Raw genomic sequence first — 20,327 nt, 5'->3', positions numbered from 1 at the left:
CTTCTCAAGAGGTAAAAACTACTCAGTGTCTGCCACACCCCATTCTGCGATGTTGTAAGCCGCTCGTTGCTGGGAAGCCCAATTGTCCCGGACGTTGACCAACCTATCGGAGACCATCACCATCACCGGTGCGTCCACGATCGGGAGGACGTAGGCGTCCTCGATGACGCGCTTGACGGCCTCGTTGGCGCGTGCGGCGGCGTCGTCCATGTCCAGGGTGCCGTTGATGTCCTCGATGAGGGCGTCCAGGTCCGGGTCTTCGAGGTGGCCGAAGTTCGAACCGGACTCGGAGGACCAGTACTGGGAGGCGGAGCCGACGAACAGCGGGTCGGAGCTCCAGCCGAAGTTGATCATGTCGAAGTCGGCCTCGGCGAGGACCGAGCCGAGCGCGTCGGCCGGGATCGCCTTGAGTTCGACCTGGATGCCGAGGTCGGAGAGGGTGGCCGCGGTGAGCTCGCCGGTGATCTTGCGGGACTCGCGGGTCTCCAGGTACCGGAAGTTGAGCTCGACCTGGTCGCCGTCGGGGGTGAGGAGGTTGCCGTCGGCGTCCCACTCGTAGTCGGCGGCGTCGAGGGTGGCCTTGGCCATCTCGATGTCGCCGGTGCCCTGGCCGGTCGCGGTCAGGTAGTCGGTGTAGTACTCCGAGCCGTTGCGGAAGAGGTGGTTGTTCTTGCGCTCGATGTCGGACTGCACGAACGCGTAGGTGCGCTCGATGATGTTCTCCAGGTCGATGGCCTGGAACACCGCGGTGCGCAGGGCCTGGTCCTGGAGGAACTCGTTGCGGGTGTTCAGGTCGATGTGCTCCCAGTTGGGGCCGCCCGCGACCGAGTAGGACAGGCCCTCGGCGGTCTCGAGCTGGGTGATCGCCTCGGAGGTGGCCGAGAACGGGGAGGAGCCGTCGATCTCGCCGTTGCGCAGGGCCGTGACGATGTTCTCCAGGCCCTCGATCACGCGGAAGGTGATCTTGTCGAGGGTGACCTCGGTGTCGCCGGCCCAGTCCTCGTTGGGGGTGTAGATGACGTAGTCGCCCATGGCGGCGTCGTCGATCTTGTACGGCCCGGTGGTCCAGGTGGGGGCGGTCTCGGAGAAGTACAGCTCCGCGGCGGCCATGGCGGCCGGGTCGTTCTTCCAGTCGAAGCCCTGCTCGGTGGCGACGTGGGAGGGCAGCGAGAGCACTTCCTCGTACTTCCACTCCGCCGAGTGGTAGGAGTCGACGTAGGTGACCGTGACCGTGCTGCCGTCGCCGTCGATCGCGGCGACCTGGGACCCGTAGGTGGTGGTGGCCGGGGTGCACCCGGCGCACAGGTCCTCGTTGCCCGAGCGGGCGTACCAGTGGTAGACGAAGTCGTCGAGGGTGATGTCGGTGCCGTCGCCCCAGTTCGCGCCCTGCTTGAGGGTGTACTCGACGGTCACCGGGCTCTCGCTCACGAGCTCGGGCTCGGCGGCGAACAGGCCCTCGTTGACGATGAAGTCGCCGTTCTGGTCGAACTGGCCGGTGTACGGCCAGCTGCCGGCGAGGGCGAGGCTCACGTACGCGTTGTTGCCGTCCGCCGTGTTCTGGTTCCAGCTGTTCCATCCGGCGTCGATGGCCCACGTGATCTCGCCGCCCTCGGCGCGCTCACCCGAGTTGCAGGTGTCGGCGTCGGTGACGCAGTCGTCCAGGCTGGACGAGACCGCACTCCCCTGCCCGCAGCCCGCCAGGGCCAGGGTGGTGCAGGAGAAGGCGGCGACGGCCGCCATGTGGTGTCGCTTCATGGTTCCTCTCGTGGGTTTGCGCCGCCGGACCGGACGGCGGGGAGGGCACCGTGGGGCGGTGTGCCTGCCGGGCCGATCGACCGTCGGGAGCGGCGCTGGCTCGGGTGGAGCGGTGGGGCTCCACGTGAGCATTCGCTCCGTGACGGCGGGTCGGGTGACGCGAGGTACAGCCTTCCACGGGAATCGCGGGTTTCTTGCAGCCGAACCAGAGATGAGCTTCGTTCGTTATGTTCCCGTGATGTTCATTCCCTGAATGGCTGCGAAAGGTGGGATTTTCACAGCCTGCCTGGGAAAACCCGTCGCGACAGTGGAACGGGCCCGGGAGTCCGGCCCTCCGGTCTCCCGGGGGTGCCGTTGTTGTAGTGCCGTGGTGTGTTGCCGTGGCGTGTTGCCGTGGTATTGCCATGATGCAGTGCCGTGCCGTGGCGTGTCGTCGTCGTGCGGAGAGCCGCCTGCGGGGTTCGGCTCCGGCCGTGCGACGACTCCGATCCGGGTGCGCACCGTCACCGGTGCGCCACCCGATCGGAATCCGCTCAGAAATCAGTCGAGCGGCGGAGCCCGGAAAGGGCTCCGCCGCTCGGGCTCAGCGAACCCTTAGACGATCTTCCACTCGCGGATGTTCCACAGCGGTCCGGCCTGGCTGGCCGGGTTCACGACCGGGCCCTCCAGGACGGCCTTGTTCACGTAGAACACCTGCGGCTCGTCGAAGAGGGGCAGCGTGTACGCGTCGGGGGCGACGATCGCGTCGACGTCGTTGGTGAACTGCGCGGCCTCGTCGAGGTCGAAGGTCGAGCGCACCTTGTCGATGGCCTCGTCGGCGACCGGGTTGGAGTACTTGCCGTAGTTCGAACCCGACTCCGAGTGGAAGTACTGGCTCGGCTGCACGGTGAAGGCGGCGGAGCCGATCCACCCGAAGATGATCAGGTCGAAGTCGGCCTCGGCGAGGACGTTGCCGAGCTCGCCGTCCGGGATCGCGACCAGTTCCAGCGCGATGCCGATCTCGGCCAGGCTGGCCTGGGCCAGCTCGGCGGCGAGCTTGCGGACCGGGTTGCTGTCCGCGTAGCGCATGTTGAAGGTGACCGCTTCGCCGTCGGGCGACATGAGGGTCTCGCCGGTCGTGTAGCCCGCGGCGGTGAGGATCGCGTTCGCGGCCTCCACGTCGCCCGAGCCCTGGCCGGTGGCGGAGATGTGGTCGACCCAGTACGGGCTGTCCGGCAGGAAGAAGTGGCTCAGCTTCTGCTGGACACCGGTCTCCGGGTAGTTCTTGTCGCAGATGTCCTGCACGTTGATGGCGGTGAAGACCGCCTTGCGCAGCTCGACGTCCTTGAGGAACTTGTTCTGGGTGTTCGAGTCGAAGTGCTGCCACACCGAGCCCGCGTAGGTCTCCATCGCGAAGTCGGGGTTCTCGGCGATCTTGGCGTTCTCCTCCTCGGAGAACTCGCTCGGCCAGGCGCCGTCGATGGTGCCCTGGCGCATCTCGGTGGTGATGGCCTCGCTGCCCTCGATGACGCGGAGGGTGAGCTTCTCGATGGTGGGCTTGATCGAGCCCTGGTAGTTCTCGTTGATCTCGTAGACCACGTACTCGCCGAGCTTGGCGTCGACGACCTTGTACGGGCCGGTGCCCAGGACGCCCTGGCCGTCGGCGGTCGGGGCGGTGACCTCGAAGTACTGGATCGCGTCGCCCATGACCTCGGGGTCGGTCTGCCAGTCGGCGAAGCCGTTGGCCTCGGCGATGTGGCTGGGGAGGTAGACGGTCGAGGAGAACAGCCACTCGGGGTCGGAGTAGCCCTCGACGTAGGTCACGAGGATCGTCCCGTCCTCGGCCTGCTCGATGGAGGCGATCTGCGAGCCCCAGTCGATGGAGGCCGGGAGGGCCTTCTCCTGGTTGGCGTGCGCGGCGTTGCCGGACACCGAGTACCACTGGAAGATGAAGTCCTCGAGGCGGACGGGGTTGCCGTCCGACCACTGGGCGTTCTCGTTCAGCGTGTACTTGATCTGCATCGGGGCTTCCGACACGAGCTCGGGGGCGGCCGCGAAGATCGCGTCGTCGTAGTGGAACTCGCCGTCCGGGGCGAACTCGCCGCCGGTCTGGCCCCAGGGCGTCATCGGGGTCATGGCCTGGTGGCCGTACGAGTTGTTGCCCGACTGGGTGTTCTCGTTCCAGGAGGTCCACGCCGAGGAGATCGCCCAGACGATCTCCTTCTTGCCGGAGCCGCCTTCGCCGTCCTCGTTTCCGCCACAGGCGGCGAGGGTGAGGGCGGCGGAGCCGCCGATGGTCAGGCCGCCGAGAGCTCTACGAGTCAGAGCCATGAGTGTTTCTCCTCCAGATATCGATGCCGAGGGGCCTCCGGCTGGACGCGAAAGCGCCGATGCCTCGCGTCCGAACGAACGTGTGGGGGGAAGGCTTGTAAGCCCTCGGCGGTGTTGTGACAAACACTGGCACAGACGTGAGCGGATTGACACGGCGAAGGGCCCAACTGGAGTTTATTCGTGATGCATTCGTGACTTTGCGCCCGCGCACGTGTGGTGTGAATGGACCGTGGGGCCGATGTGGCATCGGCCCCACGGGGGAATTCAGTGAATTATCGGGACGGACCGCAGTGAATCGGCGCGCGGAATCCGCGCCGGAGTCACCGCGCGTTCATCACGGTGCCTGCCACTCCCGGACGTTCCAGACCGGGCCGGCCTGGCTGGCCGGGTTCACCGGGTCGGTCAGGTCGACGAGCTTGGAGTTCCACAGCACCGACAGCGGGCTCGAGTACAGCGGCAGGGTGAACGCCTGCGCGACCGCCTGGGCGCTGATCTGGTTCGCGAAGTCCGCCGACTCGTCCATGTCGAACGTGCCGCGCACCTTCGGGAGCAGCTCGTTGATGACCGGGTCGTCGTAGCCGCCGTAGTTCGAGGCCGAGTCCGTCGAGAAGTACTGGTTCGGACCGGTGGTGAACGCCGGGCTGCCGACCCACGAGAACACGATCATGTCGAAGTCCGCGCTGGCCAGGGTGGCCGCGAAGTCCTCGTCGCCGAAGCCCTTGAGCTCCAGGTCCACGCCGAGCGGCTCGAGCTGGGCCTGGATGACCTCGCCGGTGAGCTTGCGGATCTCGTTCGAGGTCGCGAAGCGGAAGTTGAAGACGACCTGCTCGCCGTCCTTCTCCAGCTTCCCGTCGCCGTTCCAGGTGTACCCGGCCGCGGTGAGGATGGCCTTGGCGGCGTCGAGGTCGCCCAGGCCGTAGTTCGCCGGGGTCAGGTAGTCCTGGTAGTACGCGGTGTCCTCGGTGAAGAAGTGGTTGCCCAGCCACGGCACCTCGGTGCCGGGGAACGCCCGCTCCTTGATCTCGCCGATGTTGACCGCGGTGAACACGGCCTTGCGCAGCTCCACGTCCTTGAGGAAGCCGTTGCGGACGTTGATGTCGAAGTGCGACCAGGTCGCGCCCGCGTACGTCTCGTACTTCCACTCCTCGGGGTTCTCGTCGAGCTCCTGGAGGATCTCGAGCGAGAAGTCGTTCGGCCAGCAGCCGGCGATGGTGCCCTGCCGCAGCTCGGTCACCTCGGCCTCGATGCCCGTCACCGGCTTCATCGTGAGCTTGGTGAACTTGGCCTTCTTCGAGCCCTGGTACTTGTCGTTGGGCTCGTAGACGATGTACTCGCCGAGCTTGTTGTCGACCGGCTTGTACGGGCCGGTGACGACGGTCCACAGGTTCTCGTTGAACCAGGTGATCGCGTCGCCCATGACCTCGGGGTCGGAGGCCCAGTTCGCGAAGCCGCCCTCCTCCTCGGCGTAGTGGCTGGGCAGGTAGACGCCGCCGGTGAACTTCCACTCCGGGTCGACGTTGCCCTCGGTGAAGGTGAAGACGATGACGCCCGGCTCCGGCTCCTCGATCGAGGCGACGGTGGAGCCCCAGGCGGTGCTCGCCGGGAGGGCCTTCTCCTGGTTGGCGTGCTCGGGCAGGCCCGAGACCGAGTACCACTGGAAGATGAAGTCCTCCAGGCGGACCGGCTTGCCGTCGGACCACTGGGCGCCCTCCTTGAGGGTCACCTGGATCTGCATCGGGGCCTCGCTGATGAGCTCCGGCTCGCCCTCGAAGATGGCGTCGTCGTAGAAGACGTTGCCCTCGGGGTCGAAGTCGTAGCCGATCGAGCCGACCGAGATCATCGGGGTCATCGCGAGGTGGCCGGCCGAGTTGTTGCCGGTGCTGGTGTTCTCGTTCCAGGCTTCCCACGGGTACGCGATCGCCCAGACCAGCTCGCCGCTGGCCTCGCCGCCTTCGTCCTCGTTGCCACCGCAGGCCGCCAGCATGAGTGCCGACGACCCGCCGATGGTCAGTCCGCCGAGTGCTCTACGGGTAAGAGCCATTGCCGTATCTCCTCCATCAGGTCGGCCGAGGGGGTTTGTCCGTTCGCGGACCCGGGGAGGCGCCGTAGCCCGTCGGGCCGCAGAGGGGGCGGACGACCGCCTCGGCAGTACTGCGACAAACGGTGCCATGTCGACCGGGCGAAGGGAACGCCCCGGTACGGATTTGGCGGATCATTGTTACCTGAACGAGACGCGGTGACCGGTCGGAGACGCTGCGCATGGGCGCACTGAGGTGCAGCGCAGGGGGCGCTCTGCGGTTCAGCGCAAGGGCGCTCAGAGGCACAGCGCAGGGGCGCTCCGAGACACGGCGCAGGGGCCGCCCGAAACCGGGCGGCCCCTGCCGTTCGCAATGCTGGTCCGCTTACGCGGGCTTCCAGTTCTGGACGTCCCAGAGCGGGCCCGACTGGCTGTTGCCGTTCGGGGTCACCCCGGAGAGCAGGTTCTGGTTGAAGATCGTCGACTGCGGCTCGTCGAACAGCGGCAGCGTGAACGCCGCCGGCATGACCATGGCCTCGACGTCGTTCGCGAACCCGGCCGCCTCCTCCAGCGAGGTGGTCGAGGTGACCTTGGCGATCGCCTCGTCCAGCCCGTCGAGGGCGTACCCGCCGAAGTTCGAGCCCGAGGACGAGCCGAAGTACTGGTACGGCGCGGTCGTGAACGCCGGCGTGCCCGACCAGCCGTAGACGACCAGGTCGAAGTCGGCCTCGGACAGGACCGGGCCGAGCTGGCCGTCCGGGATCGCGTTCAGCTTCACGTCGATGCCGATCTCGGCGAGCTGCGACTGGACGACCTCGCCGATGAGCGTGCGGGTCGCGTCGCCCTCGCCGTAGCGGAAGTTCAGCGAGACCGCGTCGCCGTCGGGCGTGGTCAGCGTGTCGCCGGTGGTGTAGCCCGCGGCCGCGAGCGCGGCGTTCGCGGCGTCGGCGTCGCCCGAGCCCTGCTGCGGGTCGGTCTGGCTGAGGAAGTCCTCGTGGAACTGGCTGGTCTGGCTGAAGAAGTGGTTGGTGCGGGGCGCGACCTCGGTGTCCGGGTAGGCGCGGTCGATGAGCTCCTGGTTGTCGATCGCGGCGAACACGGCCTGGCGCAGCACCTGGTCGGCCAGGAGCGGGTTCTTGGTGTTCGTGTCGATGTGGATCCAGACGTTGCCCTCGTACACCTCGGTGGCGATGGCGTCGTCGCCGTCGAGCTTGTCGAGCTCCTCCTGGCTGAACTCGCTGGGCCAGGAGCCGTCGATCTCGCCGTTGCGCAGGGCGGTGACGATGGCGTCGGTGCCCTCGACGACCCGCAGGGTGAGCTTGTCGAGGCCGGGGTCGACGCTGCCCTGGTAGTTGTCGTTGGGCTCGTAGATGAGGTAGTCGCCGACGGCGGCGTCGGTGGGCGTGTAGGGCCCGGCCGACCAGGTCGGGGCGGTGGTGCCGAGCCAGTCGGCGCTGGCGCCCATCTGGGCCGGGTCGGTCTGCCAGTTCTCGAAGCCGTTGGACTCGATGATGTGGCTGGGCATGAGGTTCGGGAAGGCGAACTGCCATTCGGGGTTGAGGTAGCCGTCGATGTAGGTGACGGTGACGACGCCGTCGGCCTCGGCGATGGAGGCGACGTTGGCGCCCCAGTCGGTGGTGGCGGGCGCGCACTGCTCCTGGTTGCAGTAGTCGGCGTTGCCGGACATCTGGTACCAGATGTAGATGAAGTCCTCGGCGCGGATGGGCTCGCCGTCGGACCACTGGGCGTTCTCGTTGAGGGTGTAGTCGACCGTCAGCGGGGCCTCGGAGGTGAGTTCGGGGAGTTTGGCGAGCACGGCGTCGTTGAAGACGAAGTCGCCGTCCGGGTTGAAGTCGCCGAAGGAGGCGGCCCCGGGGGTCAGCACCTGGTTGAGGTAGCTGTTGTTGCCCTCGCTCGTGTTCGGGTTCCACGAGTCCCAGCCCGAGCTGATCGCCCAGGTGACGTCGCCGTCGCCGCTGCCGCTGTCGCTGCCGCCGCCGCAGGCGCCGAGCGCCCCCGCCGCGAGCGCCGCCGCACCGGCCACTGCCAGCGCGGTTGCCCTTGCAGGTCGCATATGACCACTCCCCCTGAATCCTTTGTGGCCGCGCCTAGGCGGACGCGACTGGATCATCGTTACACCTGGAGCGCCCGTTTTCGGGGAGTTTCAGGCAAACGTGCGGCCCGGTGCGGGGGCACCGGGCCGTTCGTGATCGGCACTCGCTTCTGTGCTCTTACCGGTCCCTGATCCCCCACTCGGCGACGTTGTAGAGCGCTCGCTGCTGGGAGGCCCAGTTGTCGCGGACGTTGACGAGGTCCTCGGCGACCATGATGGCGACGGGGGTGTCCACGGTGGGCAGGACGTAGGCGTCCTCGATGACGCGGGCGACGATGGCGTTGGCCTGCTCGACGGCCTGGTCGGGGTCGACTTCGGCGGCGAGGGCGGTGAGCATGGCGTCGAGTTCGGGGTCCTCGTTCTGTCCGTAGTTGGAGGCGGAGTCGGAGGCCCAGTACTGGGAGGCGCGGGAGACGAAGACGGGGGCGGAGGTCCAGCCGTAGTTGACCATGTCGAAGTCGGATTCGGAGATGGTCGGGCCGAGGTCGGCGACGGGGAAGGGCTTGAGTTCGAGGTCGATGCCGATGTCGCCCAGGTTGAACGCGATGAGGTCGGCCATGGTCTGGCGGTCGTCGCTGCCGTCGGCGAACCGGTAGTTGAAGGCGACCTGGTCGCCGCCTGGGGTGTGGAGGCGGCCGTCGCCGTCCCAGGTGTATCCGGCGGTCTCGAGGGTGGTGCGGGCGAGTTCCATGTCGCCGGCGCCCTGGCCCGAGGCGGAGAGGAGGTCCTTGAACTGGGCGGAGTCGTTGCGGAAGAGGTGGTTGAGTTTGCGGGCGGCGTCGGACTGGATGTTCGCGTAGGTGCGGGAGATGAGTTCTTCGAGGTCGATGGCCTGGAAGACGGCGGTGCGGAGGGCGGGGTCCTGGAGGAACTCGTTCTTGGTGTTGAGGTCGATGTGGCCCCAGCCGGGTCCGGGGGCGATGTCGAAGGCGATCTCGTCGGCGGTGGCGAGGGTGGCGACGTTCTCGGCGCTGATGCCGCTGGGGCTGGCGCCGTCGACGGTGCCCTGGCGCAGTTCGGTGATGATCGAGTCGACGGAGTCGAAGGACTTGACGGTGAGTTCGTCGAGGGTGACCTCGGTGTCGCCGGCCCATTCGGGGTTGGGGGTGTAGATCGCGAAGTCGCCGGTCTCGGCGTCGTCGACCTTGAAGGGCCCGGTGCTCCAGGTGGGGACGGTGGTGGAGAAGTGGGTCTCGGCGGCGGCCATGGCGGCGGGGTCGTGCTCCCAGTCGAAGCCTTCGTCCTCGGCGATGTGGGAGGGGTTGGAGAGGACGGGTTCGTACTTCCATTCGGAGGAGGAGTAGCCGTCGCCGTAGGTGACGATGATCTTGTCGGCGGTGGCGCCCTCCTCGATGGAGGTGACGGCGGCGGCGGTCGCGGCGGCGGGGGTGCAGCCCTGGCAGAGGGCTTCGCTGCCGGAGCGGGCGTACCAGTTGTAGACGAAGTCGTCGAGGCCGATGCCGGTGCCGTCGCCCCAGGTGGCGTCTGGGTTGAGGGTGTACTCGACCTGCATGGGGCTCTCGTTGACGAGGACCGGTTCGCGGGCGAAGACGCCGTCGTTGAGGACGAACTCGCCTTCCTGGTCGAACTGGCCGACCCAGGGCCAGTAGGGGGCGGTGACCTGGAGCGTGTAGACGGTGTACTCGGCGCTGAGGTTGGGGTTCCAGCCGGTCCAGGACCCGTCGATGCCCCAGACGACCTCGCCGCCGTCGGCGCGGTCGCCGGAGTTGCACGCGACCGGGTCGGTGGCGCAGTCCTCGAAGCCGGGGTCGCCGGCTCCCGCTCCGGTGCCGCAGGCGGTGGTGCCGACTGCGGCCATGACCAGGGCGGCTCCTACGCCGACGGCGCCGGTTCCGGGTCGTCCTGCTCGCAACATCCCTCTCCTCACAGTGCTCCGGCCCATCGGGGTGCGGGGCCGTCTCGCCGCCGCGGGTCCCGCGGCTTGGACCGTTTCACACGGCTCTAGGCGAATATGAGCATGGGATGCCACTGCGCCCCAAGTGTCCTCATTGACCGTCCACTGGGTACGGTCGAGCCCCGCAGGGTGGAGGAACCCGCAGGTGGAGGCAGCTTTCAGGCGTTTCTGGAAGGGATCCGTGAATATCATCGCTTTCACCGACAATCCCGGCGTTCGCCGCGGCGTCCGATGATTGTGACCAAATCGGTATCAAACCTGAGGGGCCGACCACATCAGACGCCGCGGCGGCAGGTGGGCCGCGGGGTTCGGGGCACGGGGTTCGGGGCACGGGGTTCGGGATTCAGTCAGGCCCCGGGCTCGCGCATCTCGGCGGGGAGCTCCCGCGCGTGGACGACCGTGAGCCGGGAGACGGCCCGCGTGAGCGCGACGTACAGGTGCCGCAGGCCGACGCCCTCGACCGTCGCTCCCCCGGTGGCGGGCGCCTCGACGATCTCGACGGGTTCGACGACCACGACGTGGTCGAACTCCAGGCCCTTCGCGAGGCTCGCGGCGACGAGCTCGACCCGTTCGGTCCCTTCGAAGAGCGGGCGCAGCTCCTCGGCCCGCGCGTCGGCGGCGATGACGCCGACGAGCCCTTCCTCCTTGAGGGCCTTGGCGACCGCGGCGCGCACGCCCGCGGTGACGTCCGCGCCGGCGATGTAGTCGAGGGACCCGTCGGAGCGGATCGAGCGGGCGGGGGCGACGCCGACGTTCAGGTGCGGCAGGACCCGGTTGGCGAGCTCGATGATGACCGCCGGGACGCGGAACCCGGTGGTGAGCTCGGTGTGCTCGACGGTGACTCGGGGAGAACCGCTGCCGGAGCCGGGGCCGTTCTCGGAGTCGGGGCCCTTGCCGAGGTGCCGCATCTGGTCGGTCCACGAGGCCGCGGCCCACGGGGTGGTCCCCTGGGCGAGGTCGCCGAGGACGGTGACCGAGCCCTTCCCGGAGCGGCGGGCGATGACCCGGCACTGCATCGGGGAGAGGTCCTGGGCCTCGTCGATGACGATGTGGCCGAACGACTCCGAGGGCTCGCGCAGCTTCAGGTGCGACTCGATCTCGTCGGAGATGAGCAGGTCGGCCGCGGTCGGCCGCGCCGGCTTCCCGGCGAGCAGCGCGGCCTCCTCCGCCGAGAGGATCCCGCGGGTGGCGTCGTCGCGGAACGCCTGGTCGCCGTAGAGCTTCTTCATGACGGCCTTGGTGTTCAGCTTGGGCCACACCGCCTCCATGAACCCGCTCACCGCCTCGGTCCGCTTGATGCGGGTGCCCCACTTGGCGTCCGGGGAGTGGCCGGAGCGGATCTCGGCCTGGCGGCGCACGCCCTGCACGATCGCGTCCTCCAGGGCCTTGCGCCCGGCGGTGTAGGTGCGGGTGTGCTTGCGGGCGTTGGCGACCGCCTCGTCGAGGTAGGTGAGTCCGAGGCGCCAGCGCCAGCCGCCGTCGGCGATGAGGAGCCCGTTGTCGGGCGTGACGCCGCCGTCGGCGGCGGTGCCGACGTGGCCCCAGACGGCGCGCTCGCAGACGAGGGCGATGCGCTCGTCGTGCTTGAGGAGCGCGGCCTCGTGGGTGTCGGTCGCGGCGGCGGTGTGGGCGCCGGTGAGCTGCTGGACGGTGGTCTGCCAGACGGAGGTCTCGCCGAGCGTGGGGAGGACTCCGGAGATGTAGGAGAGGAAGCCCTCGTTGGGGCCGACGATGAGGACGCCGGACTTGGTGAGCTTCCCGGTGTAGTTGTAGAGGAGCCAGGCGGCGCGGTGGAGGCCGACGGCGGTCTTGCCGGTGCCGGGGGCGCCCTGGACACAGAGGTTCGTGGCGGCGTCGCGGCGGATGAGCTCGTCCTGGTCGGGCTGGATGGTGGCGACGATGTCGCGCATCGGCCCGGTGCGGGGGCGCTCGATCTCGGCGGTGAGGATGTCGGAGGCGACCTCCTCGCCGAGGAGCAGGTTCTCGTCCTCGAACCCGGTGATGCGCGAGCCCTGGAACCCGAAGCGGCGGCGCTTGGCGACGTCGCGGCGGTCGTGGGCGGAGGCGCGGTAGTACTGCTCGGCGAGCGGGGCGCGCCAGTCGAGGACCATCGGGTCGTTTCGTTCGTCGCGGATGTGGCGGCGGCCGATGTGGAAGTCCTCGCCGTCGTCCATCCAGATGCGGCCGAAGAACAGTGCGATGTCGCGATCGGTGAGGTCGGCCAGGCGCGGGACGGTGTAGTTGGCCATGGCCCAGCCGAAGTGCTGGTCGGACCCGACGTCGCCGATGCCCAGGTTCTTCCCGGACTCGTCGAAGTCGCCGGCGTAGGTGCGGTGGATGGCCTCGGTGAGGTCGCGCATGGCGGCCATGAGGGCGCGGGCGTGCTCGTGGTGGGCGATTTCGGCTCGGAGTTCGGCTTCTGACACAGGAGTCTCCCCGGTGGATTCGTCAGAACGTGCCGCGCGCGGAGCGCGGCGGCGGGTGCCTGAAAGGCGAACCGTCGACCTTACCGGGGGTTGACCTGGGCGTGCAATGCAATTTCGGCGTGTCCGGGGGCGGCGCGCCCGGGGCGCTCAGGGGGTCAGCGGACGCTGAGGGGCTTGACGTCGACGAGGCGGCCGTCGTCGCGGTGGAGGACCCACCCGCCGCCGGGGGCGAGCGCGTCGGCGGGCTCCTGGGCGTGGTGGGCGAGGTCGTGGCCGTCGAGGGCGGCGACGGCGACGAGCAGGGCGGCGAGGACGGGGCCCTCGGCGCAGACGACGGTGGTGCGCCGCGGGTCGGGCAGGGCGCGGAGGGCGCGGGCGCCGAGCCAGACGGCGGCGTGGGCGGGGGTGAGCTTCGGTGCGTCGCAGGCGAGGTCGGGCGAGCGGGTGCTCTGGAGGCCGAGGCGGCCGGCGAGCGGGCCGAGGGTCTCGGCGCAGGCGCTGCCGGGGCCGGAGAGCAGGTTGGTGGGGTTGTAGAGCTGGAGGAAGTCGGCGAGCGCCCAGGCCCGGCGCGACTGGGCGTCGGTGAGGCGGTCGGCGGACTCGGCGGCGACGTGGCGGAGCAGGATCAGCGCGGACAGCATCAGCGGCCCCCTGCGGGGCGGGCGGGCGCGACGCGGCGTCGAGTCGGCCGGGCGGGGTCTACCGGGAGGCGCATATTGAAGATGCTTCATTGCCAGGTGAACGACAGTTGAACCCGAAGTTTGCGCGGAGGTGAACAGTCCGCGGCGGTGCGGCACAGGGCGCGGGAACCGCCGGGGACGCGGGCTCCTCAGCGCCCGTAAGGGCTTCGGCAGACGAGCCCGTCGAGGTGCCGCTCAGGGCTGGTAGCGGAGGTCCTCGTACTCCTCGTGCCGCTGGATCCAGCGGTCCACGAACGGGCAGGTCGGGTACGCCTTGACGCCCTTGGCCCGCAGGTCGTCCAGGGCGTGGCGCACCAGGCGGTCGCCCCAGCCCTGGCCGCGCAGCGACCGGTCGACCTCGGTGTGGGGCAGCACGTAGAAGTCCTCGCGCTCCAGGTACTCCAGGTAGCCGAGCACGGCCCCCGAGTCGCCCCGCAGCTCGTACCGCTGCTCGTCGCCGTTCTCGACCACAGAAAGATCCGCCATGGCGCCACCCTATCCGGCGCGGGGCCCCCGGCGCCCGGCTAAACGGCGCTCGTCACTCTCACCCGCCCCGGCAGCAGGATCGAGGCGGCAGCGCCCGCGAGGCAGATCGCGGCCGCCGCGGTGAACACGTCGGCGTACTGGGCGGCGAGGGCCTGGTCGAGGGCGTCGAGGTAGACCGCCTGCCGCTCCAGGAACTCGGATTCGCTGACACCGAACGGCAGCGGGGTGTCGAGGTCGGCGGTGGACTCCTGGAAGCGGTGGAGGCTCCAGGAGGTGAGGGCGGCGACGCCGACGAGCATCCCCATCATGCGGGCCACGACCGCGAACGCGGCGGCCGTGCCGTGCCGGTCCTCGGGGACGGCGCGCAGGGCCGCCGACGAGAGCGGGGCGATGGTGAGGCCGAGGGCCGCGCCCGCCAGCGCGAGGCCGGGGCCGACCTCGGGGAGGGTCCGCGCGATCCACACGTACGCGCCCGCCGCGACCGCGAACCCGGCGAGGGCCGGGATCCGCTCGCCGAGGCGGGAGGCGAGGGCGCCGCCCGCGACGGCGCCGAGCGGCAGGCCGACGAGGAACCACATGAGCAGGAGCGCGCCGCCGGCCGAGTCGAGCCCGAGGAGGGTCTGGGCGAGGAGCTGGGTGTCGACGAGCGTGACCATGAGGACCGCGCCCGCCGCGGCGCTCGCGGCGAGGCAGGCCGCGTACGGGACCCACCGGACGCCGTCGGGGTCGAGCAGGCGCACGGCGGACCGGCGCTGCTGGAGCGCGAAGACGGCGAGGACCACCAGGCCCGCGGTGATGACGGCCGGGCCCCAGGACGGGAGGACCGCGTCCTCGGGTTCGGGGTTGTAGAGGCCGACGGTGAACAGCCCCAAGGCCACTGCGAGGAGGGCGCCGCCGACGACGTCGACGCGGGCGTCCGGGCGCCGCGTCTCCGCGGGGAGCGCGAACTGCACCGCGAGGGCCGCGAGGAGCGCGAGCGGCACGTTGATCCAGAAGATCCCCTGCCAGCCCACGAGCGCCGCGATCCCGGCGCCCACCAGGGGGCCGACGACGGCGCCGAGTTCCTGTGCGGCACCGACCCAGCCGAGGACGACGGCGCGGCGCTCGGCGGCGAACAGGTCGGCGGCGAGCGCCATCGTCACCGGCAGCAGGGCGCCCCCGGCGAGGCCCTGGAGGGCGCGGCCGGCCACGAGCGGGGCCAGGTCCGTGGAGAGGGCGCTGACGACCGAGCCGATCGCGAAGGCCGCCAGGCACACGTGGATGACCGGGCGCCGCCCGAAGCGGTCCGAGACGCGCCCGAGCAGGGGCATCCCGGCGATGTAGCCGAGGAGGTAGCCGGTGACCAGCGGCGTGGCGCGTTCGAGGTGGTTCACGGGGATGTCGAGGTCGTCGATCATGTCGACCAGGACGCTGACGAGGACGTACGCGTCGATCGACCCGAGCAGGACGGCCGCGCCAGCGGCCCCGACGGCGAGGCGCCGCCGCCGCGGGTCAAGCGGGGGCAACGATCTCGACCGGTTCGTCGTACTCGTCGAAGGTCATGGTGACCGTGGCGTCCCCTTGCGCGAACTCGGCCTTGACGACCCGCAGGTGCTCCTGGTCGAGCCAGACGGTCGCGGTGTTCCAGTCGCCCGCGGCGGGAAGGAACTCGGCGAACGCGGCCGGGTCGAACACGACCTCGTACCGGTAGGCGTCGACGCCGTCGACGGTCTCGGTGTCCTCGGGGGTGGCGGAGTCGACCGCGGTCAGGAGCGCGGCGATCCCGCGGTCGGGGTCGAGCAGCACCGTCGGGTCGTACGGCAGCATCTCGTCGCCGACGGGGATCTCCTGGTACCCGCCGGTGAGGCCCTTGACGTAGGCGCTCTCGCCGATGATCGTGTAGTCGATCTCCAGGTCCATGCCGAGCGCGGTGACGACCCCGGTGCCCTCGGCCTCGCCGCCGGAGGTGACCACGCCGTCGGCGCTCTCGACCGACAGGCCCTCCACCTCGCCGTCGACAGCGAGTTCGAAGTGGACCGACTCGACCTCGGCCATCGCGGCGGCCGCGCTGGGCATCGCCTCGTCGGCGGCGGGCAGGTCGTCCGCGCCGCCGGAGCAGCCGGCCAGGAGCGCGCCGGTGAGCACGGCGCCGAGTGCGGCGCCGAGCAAGGGGGGTTGCGATCGCATGGGCCGATCCTATGCCCCGCACGCTCCGGTGGGGAACCGCGAACGGTCCCGCAGGCGGCGGCGGGGAACTACCGAGGTGGGCAAGGCGGGCGGGGGCGCGGCAGGCAGGAGCACGGCGCGGTCTCCGGAAAGCGAAAGACCGCCCGCCTCGCGGCGGGCGGTCCGGGCGGGTCCCCGGCGGTTGGGTGGCCGGGTCCCCGGGTCGGTCAGGCGCAGGACACCGAGGGCCAGTTCCAGTTGCCGTTGGCCTGGATGGTGAGGCCGAAGCTGTTGCCGGCGCCGTTCGGCGTGGCGACGAGCTGCTGCGCGGACGGGTAGGAGGCGTTGCAGTTCCAGGTCGCGATGACCTTCGCGGGCGACGGGATGTTCAGCGTCGTCCGCCAGTCGCTCTTGCCCGAGACGTTCACGTTCAGGTTGTACCGGTCGCTCCAGCGCTGGCCCGCCGAGAGCGTCGCGGTGCAGGCGCCGCCGCCACCGCCGCCACCGCCGCCGCCACCGCTGCTGTCCAGCGTGATGTTGGAGTTGCCGGTGGACTGGTAGCCCTCGGTCGCCATGATCATGTAGTAGGCGAAACTGCCGAGGTTCATGCCGGCGCGGGCCCACGCGTCGAAGTGCTCGCCGGTGTTGATGGTCCCGGAGGTGCGGTTGCCCTGGCGGACGCTCCAGTACTGCTGGAAGGTCCTGGTGCCCTCCACCGACGGGGCGTTGTAGCGGGTGGACTCGCCCAGCCAGTAGGTGCCGCCGCTGGTGTTGAGCGTGCCGCGGCCCGAAGCGCCGCTGCTGGGGTTGTAGGGGCCGTGCGATTCGACGATGTAGTACTCGACGAGCGGGTTCGTGGTCCAGCCGTAGAGGGCGAGGTAGCCGTTGCTGCCGTGGTTGACCGAGCCGCTGTAGTTGACGGTGCGGCGTCCGCCGTTGGCCCAGCCCTTGCCGCCGACCCAGTTGTTGGCGCCGTTCCACGAGGAGCTGTAGTTCCCGCCCGAGCCGAGGGTCATCGAGGCGCGGCCCTGGGTGTCGGTCCAGAAGGAGTAGTAGTACCCGTTGTGGGTGCCCTCCTGGTTGGTGGTGATGGTCTGCTGCGCCTGAGCCGCTTCGGGGAGGAGCAGCCCGCTGGCCCCGAGCGCGAGCGCGCCCGTGCCGCCGAGCAGCAGGTTCCGCCTGCTGAAGATGCTGGGGGGCGGGTTGTACTTCATCCTGACTCCTTGGAAGGGTGCCGGCAGTCCGCGCCCGTACGCGAACCGCATCGAGAAACATCTATTCCTCGATCACACCTATCGTGGACCGCGCCCCGGAACGTGTCAATGACTTCCGGAAAACTATCGGAACTTTTCGGCACCGATCTTCCGGAAACCGGTCTCATCACCACTGCTCATGAGCAATCCCAAACGAGAACCCTCGAAAATCTCCATCGACAAGTCTGAATTTGCGCCAGCACGCGAAGCCCGAACTTCCGGAAGTTTCAGAGCAGCGAAAAAGCCACCCGCGAACGCGGATGGCCTTCTGAATCCCTGTGCCCCCGGCAGGATTCGAACCTGCGACACCTGGTCCCGGAAACCAGTGCTCTATCCACTGAGCTACGGAGGCGTGCCCGCCGAGACGGACTGCACGATGCTATCAGCCCCGGAGCCGGGGGTCGAACGCGGTTTGCCCGGTGAGGATCACACCCCGTCGCCCTCCCGCGATTCGGCGGCCGCGGTGTCGGCGGGCGGGCATATTCTGACTCGGCTGAAACCTGCGAGCTTAGCGGACACGCTGCGGTTTCGCCGCCCGAATCACCAGAAAAACACATCATCTTGGGGCGCCCCCAAGCCTCGACCACAACATGTATGATTCCCCTCTGTCAGGTCGGTGCTGTCGCAACCCACTCCCACCGCGTGGGGGCGGCGCCGCCGTGCCGTCACAACAGCGTGCGACCACCAAGCAGGTCGCACCTCACGAGGGGATGCAGAGATGACCGGGCTCGCCACCACGCCATCCGCCACCACCACCGCACCGCAGCAGCGGGGCCCCGAGCAGGGGCCCGCCGCGCGGATCGCCGAGCGCATCCGGGTCCACGCCGCGGGTCTGCCCGACGTGGACGCCGAGAAGGTCATCGCCCAGATCGAGGCCGGCCTCTGGCCCGGCGCGACCGAGACCGCACTGCGCGAGCGCGCCGTCGAGATCACCTCGGCGACCGTCGCCTCCGAACCGACCTACTCCAAGCTCGCGGCCCGGCTCCTCGCCGAGCACATCGCCGAGGAGACCGCGGGCGAGGGCGTCACCTCGTTCACCACCTCCATCGCCGCCAGCCGCGACAACGGACTCCTCGCCCCGGAGCTCATCGCCTTCGTCGAGGCCAACGCCGCCGCGCTCGACGCCGTCGTCGACGACGCCGCCGACGACCGCTTCGAGTACTTCGGACTGCGCACGGTCTACGACCGCTACCTGCTGCGCCACCCCGAGCACCGCACGGTCCTCGAACGGCCCCAGTACTTCATGCTCCGCGTCGCCTGCGGCCTGAGCCAGTCCGTCGAGGAGGCCGCCGAGCTCTACCGGCTCATGTCGGCCCTCGCCTACCTGCCGTCCTCGCCGACCCTGTTCAACTCCGGCACCCGCCGCGCCCAGCTCTCCTCGTGCTTCCTGCTCGACTCCCCCAAGGACGAGCTCGACTCGATCTACGAGCGCTACAGCCAGGTCGCGCGCCTCTCCAAGTACGCCGGCGGCATCGGCATCGCCTGGTCGCGCGTGCGCTCCCGCGGCTCGCTCATCCGCGGCACCAACGGCCACTCGAACGGGATCGTGCCGTGGCTGCGGACCCTCGACTCCTCCGTGGCGGCCGTGAACCAGGGCGGGCGCCGCAAGGGCGCCGCGTGCGTGTACCTCGCGACCTGGCACGCCGACATCGAGGAGTTCCTGGAGCTGCGCGACAACACCGGCGACGTCGAGCGCCGCACGCACAACCTCAACCTCGCCAACTGGATCCCCGACGAGTTCATGCGCCGCGTCGAGGCCGACGCCCAGTGGTCCTTGTTCGACCCCAAGGAGACCCCCGAGCTGGTCGACCTGTGGGGCGACGCGTTCGACGAGGCGTACCGCGCCGCCGAGGCCGCCGGGAAGGCCCGCAAGACCATCGCCGCCCGCGAGCTCTACGGCCGCATGATGCGGACCCTCGCCCAGACCGGCAACGGCTGGATGACCTTCTCCGACACCGCGAACCGGACCTCGAACCAGACCGCGCGCAAAGAGAACGTCATCCACCTGTCGAACCTGTGCACCGAGATCCTGGAGGTCACCAACGACTCCGAGACCGCCGTGTGCAACCTCGGCTCGGTGAACCTCGCCGAGCACACCACGCCCGAGGGCTTCGACTTCGACCGCCTGGAGACCACGGTCCGCAGCGCCGTCAAGTTCCTCGACCGCACCATCGACCTCGGCTTCTACCCGACCGCCGAGGCCGAGAAGGCCAACCGCAAGTGGCGCCCGATCGGCCTGGGCTGCATGGGCCTCGCCGACGTGTTCTTCAAGCTGAAGCTCGCCTTCGACTCCGAGGAGGCGCTGGCGCTGTCGACCGCGATCGCCGAGCGGATCGCCCTGGTGGCGTTCGAGACCTCGACCGGCCTCGCCGAGGAGCTCGGGGCGCACCCGAACTTCGCCGAGACCCGCGCGGCCGACGGCGTGCTCCACATCGATCACTACCCGAACGCGCGGATCACGCTCACCGAGCGCTGGGACGCCGTCCGGGGCCGCATCGCCGAGCACGGCCTGCGCAACTCGCTCATGATCGCGATCGCGCCGACCGCCACGATCGCGTCGATCGCCGGCTGCGCCGAGTGCATCGAGCCGGTGGTGTCCAACGTGTTCAAGCGCGAGACGCTGTCGGGCGAGTTCCTCCAGGTCAACCGCCACCTGATCGCCGAGCTCAAGGAGCGCGGCATCTGGAGCGAGCAGGTCCGCCAGGCCATCGTCCTCGCCGAGGGGTCCGTGCAGGGCATCGCGGCGATCCCGGCCGACCTCCAGGAGCGGTACCGCACCGCGTGGGAGCTGCCGCAGCGCGCCCTGATCGACCTCGCGGCGGCCCGCACGCCGTTCATCGACCAGGCCCAGTCGCTCAACCTGTTCCAGGCCAGCCCGACCATCGGCAAGCTCTCCTCGATGTACCGGTACGCGTGGCAGCAGGGCCTCAAGACCACGTACTACCTGCGCAGCCGCCCGGCGACGCGCATCAACCAGACCACCGTCAGCGCCCAGGCGGCCGAGACGGCGCAGCCCGAGGTGCAGGCGCCGCGGACGGAGCTGGACCTGGAGGCGATCCCGGCCGACATCGCGTGCTCCCTGGAGAACCCGGAGAGCTGCGAAGCCTGCCAGTAGGGCGGCCGCGGGCGGGGCGCTCGGGCGCCCCGCCCGCGCTTCGGCCCCGCGCCCGCGGGCCGCGGCGCCTTTGGAACACCGACTTCGAACTGCCCTGCACCCCTGAGCGAAC

General features: G+C 69.7%; 12 protein-coding genes and 1 tRNA gene. 1 reads left to right on the top strand and 12 read right to left on the bottom strand.

The window, feature by feature from the left end:
* Nucleotides 1-18: 18 nt before the first annotated feature.
* From BLS99_RS17100 to BLS99_RS17045, 12 genes are all read right to left on the bottom strand, one after another.
* Nucleotides 19-1,755 (bottom strand): ABC transporter family substrate-binding protein, encoded by a 1,737-nt coding sequence (locus tag BLS99_RS17100; RefSeq protein ID WP_176953400.1) that lies wholly within the window; start codon nucleotides 1,753-1,755, stop codon nucleotides 19-21.
* A 594-nt stretch (nucleotides 1,756-2,349) separates the two neighbouring features.
* The gene (locus BLS99_RS17095) at nucleotides 2,350-4,065 is read right to left on the bottom strand and encodes an ABC transporter family substrate-binding protein (RefSeq protein ID WP_091052385.1); all 1,716 of its coding nucleotides are present in this window, start codon (nucleotides 4,063-4,065) and stop codon (nucleotides 2,350-2,352) included.
* A 334-nt stretch (nucleotides 4,066-4,399) separates the two neighbouring features.
* Nucleotides 4,400-6,106, bottom strand: a complete 1,707-nt coding sequence (locus BLS99_RS17090; RefSeq protein ID WP_176953399.1) for an ABC transporter substrate-binding protein — start codon at nucleotides 6,104-6,106, stop codon at nucleotides 4,400-4,402.
* Nucleotides 6,107-6,467: 361 nt separating this feature from the next.
* Complete coding sequence (locus BLS99_RS17085; protein ID WP_176953398.1) at nucleotides 6,468-8,156, bottom strand: ABC transporter substrate-binding protein; 1,689 nt, start codon at nucleotides 8,154-8,156, stop codon at nucleotides 6,468-6,470.
* A 157-nt stretch (nucleotides 8,157-8,313) separates the two neighbouring features.
* Nucleotides 8,314-10,014, bottom strand: a complete 1,701-nt coding sequence (locus BLS99_RS17080; protein ID WP_176953397.1) for an ABC transporter substrate-binding protein — start codon at nucleotides 10,012-10,014, stop codon at nucleotides 8,314-8,316.
* 443 nt (nucleotides 10,015-10,457) lie between these two features.
* Nucleotides 10,458-12,479 carry a HelD family protein gene (locus BLS99_RS17075; protein ID WP_091052374.1) on the bottom strand — a complete coding sequence of 674 codons (2,022 nt, stop codon included), beginning with the start codon at nucleotides 12,477-12,479 and terminating at the stop codon, nucleotides 10,458-10,460.
* A gap of 212 nt (nucleotides 12,480-12,691) precedes the next feature.
* Entirely contained in the window at nucleotides 12,692-13,177 is a 486-nt protein-coding gene (locus BLS99_RS17070) for a hypothetical protein (RefSeq protein ID WP_091052371.1), read from the bottom strand.
* Between the two features lie 234 nt (nucleotides 13,178-13,411).
* Nucleotides 13,412-13,702 (bottom strand): GNAT family N-acetyltransferase, encoded by a 291-nt coding sequence (locus BLS99_RS17065; RefSeq protein WP_091052369.1) that lies wholly within the window; start codon nucleotides 13,700-13,702, stop codon nucleotides 13,412-13,414.
* A gap of 38 nt (nucleotides 13,703-13,740) precedes the next feature.
* Nucleotides 13,741-15,207 (bottom strand): MFS transporter, encoded by a 1,467-nt coding sequence (locus BLS99_RS17060; protein WP_091052367.1) that lies wholly within the window; start codon nucleotides 15,205-15,207, stop codon nucleotides 13,741-13,743.
* Complete coding sequence (locus BLS99_RS17055) at nucleotides 15,194-15,868, bottom strand: LppX_LprAFG lipoprotein (RefSeq protein WP_091052364.1); 675 nt, start codon at nucleotides 15,866-15,868, stop codon at nucleotides 15,194-15,196. The genes BLS99_RS17060 and BLS99_RS17055 overlap by 14 nt, the downstream gene beginning before the upstream one ends.
* Nucleotides 15,869-16,074: 206 nt before the next feature.
* Nucleotides 16,075-17,061 carry a glycoside hydrolase family 11 protein gene (locus tag BLS99_RS17050; protein WP_091052361.1) on the bottom strand — a complete coding sequence of 329 codons (987 nt, stop codon included), beginning with the start codon at nucleotides 17,059-17,061 and terminating at the stop codon, nucleotides 16,075-16,077.
* 318 nt (nucleotides 17,062-17,379) lie between these two features.
* Nucleotides 17,380-17,452 (bottom strand) — tRNA-Arg (locus BLS99_RS17045).
* 366 nt (nucleotides 17,453-17,818) lie between these two features.
* Here BLS99_RS17045 and BLS99_RS17040 point away from each other — a divergent pair.
* Complete coding sequence (locus tag BLS99_RS17040; protein ID WP_091052358.1) at nucleotides 17,819-20,215, top strand: ribonucleoside-diphosphate reductase subunit alpha; 2,397 nt, start codon at nucleotides 17,819-17,821, stop codon at nucleotides 20,213-20,215.
* Nucleotides 20,216-20,327: the final 112 nt, after the last annotated feature.

Origin of the sequence: Glycomyces sambucus (assembly GCF_900102815.1) — a bacterium.
Taxonomy (GTDB): domain Bacteria; phylum Actinomycetota; class Actinomycetes; order Mycobacteriales; family Micromonosporaceae; genus Glycomyces; species Glycomyces sambucus.
The sequence above is the reverse complement of the archived record's forward strand: the minus strand, read 5'-3'. Positions and strand labels throughout refer to the sequence as shown.